The sequence below is a fragment of the Burkholderia sp. Bp9140 genome (assembly GCF_003853425.1).
In the GTDB taxonomy this organism is placed as follows: Bacteria; Pseudomonadota; Gammaproteobacteria; order Burkholderiales; family Burkholderiaceae; genus Burkholderia.
This window is the reverse complement of sequence record NZ_QTPQ01000026.1, coordinates 117,465-128,279: the sequence shown is the minus strand read 5'-3', so window position 1 is coordinate 128,279 and position 10,815 is coordinate 117,465. Positions and strand designations below refer to the sequence as shown.

Here is a 10,815-nt window from a genome sequence, read left to right as displayed (position 1 = left end):
CGGGCCCGGGCCCGGCGGGCGCGCCGCGGCCGGCGTCGGGCGCGCGCCGGGCGGCGGGCGGGGGGCGGGGGGCGGCGGGCGGCGGGCGGCGGCGGGCGTGCGGCCCGGCCGCACGAGGCGGCCGGACGGCCGACGCTCACTGGCCGCCGCCGCGCTGGTTGAACCAGCGGTCGAGCAGCTTGCCGGCCGCTTCGCGGCCGCCGAGGCCGAACGACAGCGCGATCGCCACCGCGATCGCGCCGAGCACGAGGCCGAACGCGAGCTGCACGATCTCGTTGGCGATGCCCATCGCGCGCAGCCCCATCGCGAACACGAGGCCCAGGATCGCGAATTGCGCGATCCGCGCGAACAGCACACTGTGTTCGCGGTCGGCCTGCTCGATCACGCGGCGCGCGAGGCCCGCGAGCCACACGCCGATCACGAGGATCACGCCGCCCATCAGCACGTGGCCGCCGAATTCGATGAACAGCGTGACGACGTCGCGCACCTGCGAGAAGCCGAGCCGGTTCGCGGCCTCGACCGACGCGAACAGCATCGCGAAGAACACGATCAGCCGCGCGACCAGCACCGACGGCTGCAGGATCCCCGAGAACACGCGCTCGACGCCGAGCACGGCCGGCAACCCGTCGGCGCCGGCGGCTTCCAGCAGCTTCTGCGCGAGCGACGCGACGAAGCGCGCGAAGTAGAACGTGGCGAGCACGATCACGATCGCCGCGACGATGTCCGGCACCGCGCCGAGGAACTGGTTCAGCATGTTGGTGGCCGGAATCGAGATCGCGTCGATCTTCAGCGCGTCGAGCGCGGAGATCAGCGTCGGCACGAACACGAACACGTAGACGATCGTGCCGATCAGGCTCGACACGCGCACCGGCGTCGGGCTGTCGAGACCCTGCGTGAGGCGGTCGGCGCCGGCGGCGACGAGCAGGTTCGTCACGAGGCCGCGCAGCACGCGCGCGACGATCCAGCCGACGAAGCCGATCACCGCGGCCGCGAACAGGTTCGGCACGATCGCGAGCAGCTTGTCGACCATCCCCTGCACCGGCGACAGCAGGCCGGACAGCGCGAACGACGCCAGAATCGCCGGCAGGAACATCAGGATCACGAGCCAGAACAGCACGTCGCCGAGATAGCCGCTCATCGGCTGCATGCCCGCGCTTTCGGACAGCTTGTCGTCGACCTTGCTCGCCTTCAGCGCGCGGTTCGCGAGGCTGCGCAGCAGCGACGCGATGAGCCACGCGATCAGCGTCAGCGCCGCGCCGCCGATCAGGTTCGGCAGGTAGTTGACGATGTGGGTGACGAGCAGCGAGAAAGGATTGGAGACCGCATACAGGTTGAGCACGTTGAAGATGCCCACCGCGGTGACGAGCAGCACGAGCCAGAACAGCCCGGCGGCGATGATCCGCTCGACATACGCGCCCTGGCCGGTGCTTTCATTGATCCGCTGATCGACCTTCAGCGCGCCGAGCAGCCGCAGCGCGCCGGCCCGCACCGCGACGGCGATCAGCCAGCCGATCACCAGGATGCCGATCGCGCCGGCGATCTTCGGCAGGTATCCGCCTAGCGTGGTCTGCAGCGACGTGATGAAGCTGGAAGCATCCATTTCTTCTTCTCCCGAAAAACGTGGCGTTGCGATTGAACATCGACGAACTACCTGCGTACTTCGAAAACCGTGCGTTGCCGCCTCCGGCAACTTACCCGAGAAAAATGACGCGATCACCCGATTTCACCGTCTTTAACTTTAGACAGTTATCGGCGGGGACGAGACCCAATTTCGCCGAAATAAAACAGGGCCTGATTTATCGGCCCTACGCATCTCCGCAAGATTTATCAATCGGCGGCGTGCTACCGTGACGTCGATTCCTGCCGGGAACGCACGCATGACCGTCGACACGAAAGCCGAAACGCCCGCATGGGTCCGCTATGCGACACGCGTCGCCCGCGTTCACGAGTACATCCGCACGCACCTCGACGACACGCTCGACCTGAACCGGCTCGCCGAAATCGCGTGCCTGTCGCCGTATCACTGGCAGCGCGTGTATCGCGCGCTGTACGGCGAGTCGATCGTGCTGACGGTGCGGCGCATGCGGATCGTGCGCGCGTCCGAGGATCTCGTCTGCACGGCGCTGCCGCTCGACGCGATCGCGCGGCGCGCCGGCTACGGTTCCACGCATGCATTCGCGCGCGCATTTCGCGACGCTTACGGCGTGCCGCCCGCACAGCACCGGCGCGCCGGGGTCCACCGGCCGATCTATCCGCTACAGCGAGGAGAGGAAGACATGTTCAAGCATGAGGTCGAGATCCGGCGGCTGCCGGAACTGCACGGTTATGCGGTCGCGCATACGGGCGCGTACCTGAAGGTCGGCGACGCGTTCGGCCAGATCGGCGCGTGGGTTGCGCAGCACGGGCTGATCGGCCCCGGTGCGAAAATGATCGGAATCTTCTACGACGATCCGGATACCACCCCCGAGGCGCAACTACGCGCGAAAGCCTGCATCGTGCCGGCCGACGGCGCGCCGGACGTCGAGCCGGCGCCGCCCGTCGAGCGCATGACGGTCGCCAGTGGCGAGTACGCGGTGCTGCTGCATACGGGGCCGTATGCGGACCTGAAGACGGCCTACCAGTGGCTGTACGGCGACTGGCTGCGTCACTCGGGCCGCGAAGCCGCCGACGCGCCGCCGTTCGAGCTGTACCTGAATACGCCGATGGACGCGGCGCCGGCCGACCTGCGCACCGAGATTCATTTGCCGCTGCGTTGAGCGTTGAGCGTCGGGCCGGGCTCCGGCTCTCCGGCTCTCCGGCTCTCCGGCTCTCCGGCTCTCCGGCTCTCCGGCTCTCGGGGGCTCGGGGGCTCGGGGGCTCGGGGGCTCGTGGCGAACCGGCACGCCGTGCCAGACGACGCTCGTTGCGGACGCCATGCCGTCCTTAAAGACCGGCTGTCACGCCGGCAACACGGCCGGCGATCGAGCCTTACCCGGCCTGCGTGCCGCAGCCCGGACAGAAGCGCGCGTCGGCGGCCAGCGCCGCGTGGCAGCGGCTGCACGCCTTGCCGCGCTGCGATGCGCCGCACTGCGCGCAGAAGCGCGCATCCGCCGCGTTGATGGCGCCGCAGCCCGCGCAGGCGAGCTGGCGCAGCGGCACGTTGCTGCCCGGGCCGCCCTGCACATCGGCCGACTGCTGCCAGCCCCAGCCGTGACGGTCGCGGCCGCGTGCCTCGTGGCCGCCATGGCCGTCCCGGCCTGCCTCGCCGTGATGCCCGCCGCTACCGTGACCGCTTCCATGCCCACCGCCGTGGCCGCCACCGTGCCCGCCCAGGATCCGTTTCAGAAAGCTCATCGCCCGCTCCTCATCGCTTCGACGTCGCCCCGTCGAACACGCCCGCCTTCGACAGCAGCCGCAACCCGTTGCCGACGACGATCAGGCTCGCGCCCGCGTCGGCGAACACGGCCATCCACATCGTGCCGAGCCCCGCGACCGTGAGGCCGAGGAACACGACCTTCACGCCGAGCGCGAAACCGATGTTCTGCACCAGCACGCGATGCGTCGCGCGCGACAGCCGCACGAACGCGGGGATCTTGCGCAGGTCGTCGTCCATCAGCGCGACGTCGGCCGTCTCGATCGCGGTATCGGTGCCCATCGCGCCCATCGCGAAGCCGATGTCGGCGCGCGCGAGCGCCGGTGCATCGTTGATCCCGTCGCCGACCATCCCGACCGCGCCCGCGCCGCCCGCCGACAGCTCCTCGACCGCCGCGAGCTTGTCCTCGGGCAACTGGTTGCCTCGCGCATCGTCGATGCCGGCCTGCCGCGCGATCGCCTGCGCGGTGTGCGGGTTGTCGCCGGTCAGCATCGCGGTGCGGATGCCGAGCGCGTGCAGGTCGGCGATCGCCGCGCGGCTGGTGTCCTTGATCGTGTCGGCCACCGCGAAGATGCCGAGCACGCGCGTGTCGTCGACCAGCATCACGACGCTCTTGCCCTGCCGCTCGAGTGCGTCGAGCTTCGCCTCCAGCACCGGCGAGCAGCGTTCGAGCTCCTCGACGAGCCGGTGGTTGCCGAGCCAGTAGCGCGTGCCGTCGATCGTGCCGCGCACGCCGCGCCCGAGGATCGCTTCGAAGTCCTGCACATCGGCGAATGCCGTCGTGCCGGCGTCGCGGGCCGCGGCGGCGATCGCCTGCGACACCGGATGATCGGAGCGCGCCGCGAGGCTTGCGCCGAGGTGCCGCACGCGTGCGACATCGACGTCCGTCGCATGCAGGTCGAAATCGGTCTGCACCGGCTTGCCGTGCGTGATCGTGCCGGTCTTGTCGAGCGCGAGCCACGCGAGCTTGCGGCCTTCTTCCAGATACACGCCGCCCTTCACGAGAATTCCGCGCCGTGCCGCAGCCGCGAGCCCCGACACGATCGTCACCGGCGTCGAGATCACCAGTGCGCACGGGCAGGCGATCACGAGCAGCACCAGCGCGCGGTAAATCCAGTCGTGCCACGCGCCGCCCAGCGCGAGCGGCGGCACGACCGCGACCAGCAGCGCGACGGCGAACACGATCGGCGTATAGATGCGCGCGAACTGGTCGACGAAACGCTGCGTCGGCGCCTTCGCGCCCTGCGCTTCCTCGACCGCGTGGATGATCCGCGCGAGCGTCGAGTTGGCGGCAACCGCCGTCACGCGATAGTCGAACGACCCCGCTTCGTTGATCGTGCCCGCGTACACCGCATCGCCGGCCGTCTTGTCGACCGGCAGGCTCTCGCCGGTGATCGGCGCCTGGTTCACCGTCGAGCGGCCCGCGACGACTTCGCCGTCCAGCCCGATCCGCTCGCCCGGCTTCACGCGCACGAGCGCGCCGAGCGCGACCTGCGCGGCCTCGATCGTGCGCCACGTGCCGTCGGCGTCCTGCACGGTCGCGGTGTCCGGCGCGAGCTGCATCAGGCCCTGGATCGCGTTGCGCGCGCGATCGAGCGACTTCGCCTCGATCAGCTCGGCGATCGTGAACAGCACCATCACCATCGCGGCTTCCGGCCACTGGCCGATCGCCATCGCGCCCGTCACCGCGATGCTCATCAGCGCGTTGATGTTCAGGTTGCCGTTGCGAATCGCGATCCAGCCCTTCTTGTAGGTGGTCAGCCCGCACGCGAGCACCGCCGCGAGCGCCAGCACGGCCGCGAGCCACACCGGCAGGCCGGCCCAGCTCGCGGCCTCGGATGCGATCGCGGCGACGCCGGCCAGCGCGAGCGGCCACCACGGCTTCGCGGGCGGCGGCGCGACGGGTGCCGCCGGCGCATCGGCCGACGCGGCCTCCGGCGTCATCCCGAGCGTGCGGATCGCGCTTTCGATCGCCGGCTGCGCGCCCTGCACGTGGTCGACGGTCAGCATCCGCTGCATCAGGTTGAATTCGAGCGCCGACACCTGCTGCATCCCGCCGAGCTTCTTGCGGATCAGCGTTTCCTCGGTCGGGCAGTCCATCTGCATGATCCGGAATGCGGAGCGCACGTGGCCCGATGCGGTCGCCCGCGCGACCGGCAGCGGCGCGAGCGTCAGCGCGGCCGGCGCGCAGCAGTCACCGGCCGCGTGGTCGTGGTCGTGGTCGTGGTCGTGGTCGTGGTCGTGGTCGTGGTCGTGGTCGTGACCAGCATGGTCATGCGCCGCGTGGTCGTGCGAGCACGCCGCGCCGTGCCCATGCCCGTCGCCGTGCGCGTGGCCGGCATGGTCGCCGTGGTCGCCGTGGTCGCCGTGGTCGTGATCGTGCCCCGTGCCGTGCGCGGACGCGTGATCGTGGTCATGGCCACATCCACGCGACTGCGCGCCGTGCGCTGCCGCGTCGCCGTGCGCGTGCTCGCCGGCCGCCGGCGCCGTGTCGGCAACGGTCGCCGCCTGCGTGGCGCGCGCGTCGGCGCAGCATGCATCGGCGCCGCCTGCATGACGGTGTCGTGGGTCGTGGGTACGCTGGGCGTCGGTCATGACAACCTCCTCTATGGCTGGACGGTGTAGAGTTAACACCCTGAAGCCACTACAAGGTCAACCCTTGCAACGGAGAAAGCCATGAAGATCGGCGAACTGGCCAAGGCGGCCCGCTGCACGCCCGAAACGATCCGCTTCTACGAGAAGGAAGGTCTGATGCCGGATGCGGAGCGCACCGATTCGAACTACCGCAACTACACCGACGTGCACGTCGAACGGCTGCGCTTCATCCGCAACTGCCGCGCGCTCGACATGGCGCACGACGAAATCCGCGCGCTGCTGCAGCTCACCGACACGCCGGCCGACCCGTGCGATTCGATCAACGCGCTCCTCGACGAGCACATCGGCCACGTCGACGCACGCCTCGCCGAACTGACGCATCTGCGCGACCAGCTCACCGAATTGCGCCGCCAGTGCGTCGGCGAACATTCGGTCGAGGAGTGCGGAATCGTGCATGGACTCGCGACGATGGAAACCGTCGCGCCGGCCGCGAAGCGCTCGCACCTCGGCTGAAACCCTTGTGAAATATGATAGTTTAGTCAATACTAGTTAGAGTATTACTAGATATAAACGAACTATTCATGTCATTGAGTCGCCCGTCTCCGCTCGCGCTCGCCGTCCTCGCGACGCTCACCGAAACGCCGATGCATCCGTACGGAATGCTGCAGCAATTGAAGGCGCGCGGCTACGACGAAGTCGTCAACGTGCGGCAACGCACGAGCCTCTACCAGACGATCGACCGGCTGCTGCGCGACGGGCTGATCGCCGTGCACGACACCGAGCGCGACGGCGCGTTTCCCGAGCGCACGCTGTACACGCTGACCGAGGCCGGGCATACGGCCGGCCAGGCGTGGCTGCATGCGCTGCTCGCGGAGCCCGCGCGCGAGTTTCCGGCGTTCGGCGCCGGCCTCGCATTCCTGCCGCTGCTCGATGCCGACGATGCGCGTCACCAGCTCGAGCGTCGCATCGCCGCGCTCGAAGCCGAACGCGAACGCCTCGAGTCGCTGCGCAACGCCGCGCAGAACGACCAGGTGCCGCGCCTGTTCCTGCTGCAGAACGAGCACGCGCTCGTGCTGCTCAACGCGGAGCTCGACTGGGCGCGCAGCGTCGTCGAACACCTGAAGATCGGCGCGTTGCGCTGGGTCGACGGCTGACGCGCATCGCCATCGGCTCGCGCCGATCAGAGCACCTTGCCGGGATTGAGCACGCCAGCGGGATCGAGCGCGGCTTTCAGGCGGCGCATCAGGCCGATTTCGGCTTCGCTGCGCGTGTGTGCGAGATACGCACGCTTGAGCATGCCGATGCCGTGCTCCGCCGACACGGAGCCGCCCATGTCCCGCACGACCGCGTAGACGCACCGATCGATCGCGTCGGCATCCGCGTCGCGCATGCCGGCGAGCGACACACCGATGTGCACGTTGCCATCACCGACGTGGCCGAAGAACAGGCATACGATATCGGGCCAGAGCGAACGCAATGCCGCTTCGCAGCGTTCGGCGAACCGCCCCAGTTCGCCCGTCGGCAGGCTGACGTCGAAGTTCACCAGATGCGGCAGCGCATCGATCGCGAGACCTTCACGCAATGTCCACAGATCGCGCGCCTGCCGCTCCGATGTCGCCAGCGCCGCATCGTCGACGAGCCCTGCGTCGATCGCATCCGCCAGGCCGGTTTCGAGCGCCTGATGCGCATCGCCGCCCGGTGCGCTCGTCGCACATTCGATCAGCACCGCGAAGCCGCCGTCGCCCGGAAACGGCGCGACGACGCCGGACGTGTGATGCGCCACGTAGTCGTAGAACGCCGGCCACATCGCTTCGAAGCTGACGATCTCCGGTAACGCGCGCATGCGGTTCCACAACCCGACGACGGCATCGTAGCCATGCACCCGGCAGAGCGCGGTGGCTGGCGCGGCGAGCTTCGGATGCAGCCGCAGCACGGCGCGCGTGACGACGCCGAGCGTCCCTTCGCTGCCGATGAACAGTTGCTTCAGGTCGTAGCCCGCGTTGTTCTTCAGCATCCGGTTCATCGACGACACGACCGTGCCGTCGGCGAGCACGGCCTCGAGCCCGAGCACCTGTTCGCGCATCATTCCGTAGCGGATCGCACGCGTTCCGCCCGCGTTGGTCGCGAGCATGCCGCCGATCTGGCACGAACCGCGCGCGCCGAGATCGACACCGAACGTGAAGCCGGCCTCGTCCGCTGCCTCCTGCACCGTCTGCAGCGGCGTCCCGGCGCGTACCGTCATCGTGCCCGCCGCGGCGTCGATCGCCTCGACGCCGGCGAAACGCTCCATCGACAGCACGATCTCGCCGCCCAGAGCGACCGCGCCGCGCGCGAGCCCCGTCAGGCCGCCCTGCGGCACGACCGGCTGCCCGAGCCGCGTGCACAGCGCGAGCGTGCGCGACACGTCGTCGACGCTGCGAGGCCGCACCAGCGCGCGTGGGCGCACGCCGGCCGGCTCGTTGTACGCGGTGAAGTAGCGCGGATCGATTTCGGCCGACCGCGTGACGAGCGTGTCGCCCAACCCGGCGACGAGCGCCGCCTCGAGCACGTCGTCCGCCGGCGGCGCGGCACCGTGGCCGCCTTTCGCGCCGGCCGCCTCCAGGCTCTGCATCGTGCGCCCGCTCACTTCGTGGAAATGTCGATATCGCCGAAGTACTTCTGGCCGAGCGACTTCACCGTGCCGTCCGCCTTCAGCTTGTCGATCGCCGCATCGAGTTTCGCCTTCAGCGCGTCGTCGCCCTTGCGCAGGCCGAACGCGATGCCGCTACCGAGAATCCGGTCATCACGCACCGGCTGTCCGACGAACGCGAAACCCTTGCCGTCCGCACGCGACAGGAAGCCGCGCTGGCCGGCCGGCGCGAGCACCAGCGTCGCGTCGAGACGGCCTGCCACGAGATCCGCATAGACCTGGTTCTGGTCCTGATACGCGACGACCGACACGCCGGCCGGCTCCCAGTGCGCCTTCGCATAGGTTTCCTGGATCGACGCCTGCAGCACGCCGACGCGCTTGCCCTTCAGCGATTCCGGCGTCGGCAGCAGGCCGCTGCCGGTGCGCGCGATCAGCTGCGTCGGCACGCGGTAGATGATCGTCGTGAAATCGATCGCCTGGCGCCGCTGTTCGGTTGCATTCATCGCCGAGTTGATCGCGTCGAACTTGCGGCCCTTCAGCGCGGGAATCAGCCCGTCGAACGACGTCTCGACCCACTTGCACGACAGCTTCGCGGTCTGGCAGACGGCGTTGCCGACATCGATGTCGAAGCCCTGCAGGTCGCCGTTCGGCGCCTTCGACTCGAACGGCGGGTATTGCGCCTCGAGGCCGAAACGCAGCGCCTGGCCGTCGGCGAACGCCGCGCCGCAGCCGAGCGAGCACGCGAGTGCGAACGCGAGTTTCAGGGTGTGTGCATGCTTCATCGTGATCTCCTGGCTTGTCGGCCGGCGCCGTGCTTCGGCACGTGCTTCCGGTCCATCCGTGGCTTTCGGTGCGACGTATACGTCGCCGGCTTGGGTGCGGGCCGCGCCCGCGATTACAGCGAACGCAACCGCCGCGCGCCCTCGATCAGCGTCGCGTCGTCCTTCGAGAAACTGAGGCGGATCACGCCCGCGTCGGTGCCGTCGGTGTAGAACGCCGACAGCGGAATCGTCGCGACGCGCGCATCGCGGATCAGGCGCAGCACGAAGTCGCTGTCGCGCTCGTCGGAGAAGTGCCGGAACCGCGCGAGCATGAAGAACGAGCCTTCGCTCGGCAGCAGCTCGAAGCGCGAATCGGCCAGCTCGCGCGCGAGCAGGTCGCGCTTGGCCTGGTAGAACGCCGACAGGCCGAGATAGCTTTCCGGCCGCGCGAGGATCTCGGCGAACGCGACCTGCATCGGCGTATCGGCCGAGAACACCATGAACTGGTGCACCTTGCGGATCTCGTCCATCAGTTCGGCCGGCGCGATGCAATGGCCGACCCGCCAGCCCGTCACGTGGAACGACTTGCCGAACGACGACACGACCACGCTGCGCTCGGCCAGCTCGCGATGACGCGCGACGCTCTGGTGCTGCGCGCCGTCGAACACGACGTGCTCGTAGACCTCGTCCGACAGGACCACGATGTCCGTATCGCGCGTGAGCTGCGCGAGCCGTTCGAGATCGTCGGCCGAGAACACGGTCGCGGTCGGGTTGTGCGGCGTGTTCACGATGATCATCCGCGTGCGCGGCGTGATCGCCGCGGCCACTTCATCCCAGTTCACGCGGAAATGCTCGGGCGACAGTTTGATCGCGACCGGCGTCGCGCCCTGCATCCGCACGATCGGCGCATAGCTGTCGAACGACGGCTCGAAATAGATCACCTCGTCGCCCGGATGCACGAGCGCGCTGATCGCCGCGTAAAGCCCTTCGCTCGCGCTCGCGATCACCGTGATTTCGGTGCCCGGGTCGTAGCGCGTGCCGTACAGCGCCTCGGTCTTCTCCGCGAGCCGCTCGCGCAGCGACGTGATCCCGGCCATCGGCGCGTACTGGTTGTGGCCGTCGCGCATCGCACGCGCGACGCCCTCGACCAGCGCCGGATCCGGCGCGAAATTCGGTGCGCCCTGCGACAGGTTCAGCGCATCGTGCTGTGCGGCAAGCTGGCCGATCACCGTGAAGATCGTCGTCCCGACGTCCGGCAGTTTCGAACGGGGCGTGGTGGCGCTTCGCATGACTCCTCCTTCTGATGTCCTTCGGGCCGGCCACGCGCGACGCGCGTAGCCGGCCTCATGCCGCATGATTTAGCCCGAGCCAATATCGGCGGACAATCGAAAGTTCATCATGGCGGCCATGCATTTTTCTCATGGCTCGGTATCCGAAGGGCGCGAAACCCAGTCGATGCCGCCGGCCGCGCATGCGAA

At 68.9% G+C, this 10,815-nt stretch carries 9 protein-coding genes; 3 read left to right on the top strand and 6 right to left on the bottom strand.

Annotated features, from left to right (window positions below; all coding sequences use genetic code 11):
• Positions 1-136: 136 nt before the first annotated feature.
• The gene (locus DIE21_RS22105; protein ID WP_124499713.1) at positions 137-1,600 is read right to left on the bottom strand and encodes a mechanosensitive ion channel; all 1,464 of its coding nucleotides are present in this window, start codon (positions 1,598-1,600) and stop codon (positions 137-139) included.
• A gap of 277 nt (positions 1,601-1,877) precedes the next feature.
• Between DIE21_RS22105 and DIE21_RS22100 the strand changes: the two genes are divergently transcribed.
• Positions 1,878-2,756, top strand: coding sequence for a GyrI-like domain-containing protein (locus DIE21_RS22100; protein ID WP_124499712.1), 879 nt, complete (start codon positions 1,878-1,880; stop codon positions 2,754-2,756).
• 211 nt (positions 2,757-2,967) lie between these two features.
• On the opposite strand, the gene DIE21_RS22095 is transcribed toward DIE21_RS22100, so the two are convergent.
• A complete protein-coding gene (locus tag DIE21_RS22095; RefSeq protein ID WP_124499711.1) occupies positions 2,968-3,333 on the bottom strand; it encodes a zinc ribbon domain-containing protein in 366 nt (121 codons plus the stop codon).
• A 10-nt stretch (positions 3,334-3,343) separates the two neighbouring features.
• Positions 3,344-5,947, bottom strand: a complete 2,604-nt coding sequence (locus DIE21_RS22090) for a heavy metal translocating P-type ATPase (RefSeq protein WP_124499710.1) — start codon at positions 5,945-5,947, stop codon at positions 3,344-3,346.
• Positions 5,948-6,028: 81 nt separating this feature from the next.
• On the opposite strand from DIE21_RS22090, the gene cadR reads away from it, so the two are divergent.
• Together cadR and DIE21_RS22080 are read left to right on the top strand one after the other, a co-directional pair.
• Complete coding sequence (gene cadR / locus DIE21_RS22085) at positions 6,029-6,460, top strand: Cd(II)/Pb(II)-responsive transcriptional regulator (RefSeq protein ID WP_124499709.1); 432 nt, start codon at positions 6,029-6,031, stop codon at positions 6,458-6,460.
• A gap of 68 nt (positions 6,461-6,528) precedes the next feature.
• Positions 6,529-7,101 (top strand): PadR family transcriptional regulator, encoded by a 573-nt coding sequence (locus DIE21_RS22080; RefSeq protein WP_124499708.1) that lies wholly within the window; start codon positions 6,529-6,531, stop codon positions 7,099-7,101.
• A 26-nt stretch (positions 7,102-7,127) separates the two neighbouring features.
• Here DIE21_RS22080 and DIE21_RS22075 read toward each other — a convergent pair whose 3' ends face one another.
• The 3 genes from DIE21_RS22075 to DIE21_RS22065 form a co-directional block, all read right to left on the bottom strand.
• Positions 7,128-8,558, bottom strand: a complete 1,431-nt coding sequence (locus DIE21_RS22075; protein WP_124499707.1) for an FAD-binding oxidoreductase — start codon at positions 8,556-8,558, stop codon at positions 7,128-7,130.
• A gap of 11 nt (positions 8,559-8,569) precedes the next feature.
• Positions 8,570-9,358 carry an ABC transporter substrate-binding protein gene (locus tag DIE21_RS22070; protein WP_124499706.1) on the bottom strand — a complete coding sequence of 263 codons (789 nt, stop codon included), beginning with the start codon at positions 9,356-9,358 and terminating at the stop codon, positions 8,570-8,572.
• Between the two features lie 113 nt (positions 9,359-9,471).
• On the bottom strand, positions 9,472-10,626 hold the full coding sequence (locus DIE21_RS22065) for a pyridoxal phosphate-dependent aminotransferase (protein WP_124499705.1): 1,155 nt from the start codon (positions 10,624-10,626) through the stop codon (positions 9,472-9,474).
• Positions 10,627-10,815 lie beyond the last annotated feature (189 nt).

Coding starts and splice junctions, on each gene's coding strand:
- DIE21_RS22105 (WP_124499713.1), bottom strand. CDS start 1,600: ATGGATGCTTCCAGCTTCATCACGTCGCTGCAGACCACGCTAGGCGGA.
- DIE21_RS22100 (WP_124499712.1), top strand. CDS start 1,878: ATGACCGTCGACACGAAAGCCGAAACGCCCGCATGGGTCCGCTATGCG.
- DIE21_RS22095 (WP_124499711.1), bottom strand. CDS start 3,333: ATGAGCTTTCTGAAACGGATCCTGGGCGGGCACGGTGGCGGCCACGGC.
- DIE21_RS22090 (WP_124499710.1), bottom strand. CDS start 5,947: ATGACCGACGCCCAGCGTACCCACGACCCACGACACCGTCATGCAGGC.
- cadR (WP_124499709.1), top strand. CDS start 6,029: ATGAAGATCGGCGAACTGGCCAAGGCGGCCCGCTGCACGCCCGAAACG.
- DIE21_RS22080 (WP_124499708.1), top strand. CDS start 6,529: ATGTCATTGAGTCGCCCGTCTCCGCTCGCGCTCGCCGTCCTCGCGACG.
- DIE21_RS22075 (WP_124499707.1), bottom strand. CDS start 8,558: ATGCAGAGCCTGGAGGCGGCCGGCGCGAAAGGCGGCCACGGTGCCGCG.
- DIE21_RS22070 (WP_124499706.1), bottom strand. CDS start 9,358: ATGAAGCATGCACACACCCTGAAACTCGCGTTCGCACTCGCGTGCTCG.
- DIE21_RS22065 (WP_124499705.1), bottom strand. CDS start 10,626: ATGCGAAGCGCCACCACGCCCCGTTCGAAACTGCCGGACGTCGGGACG.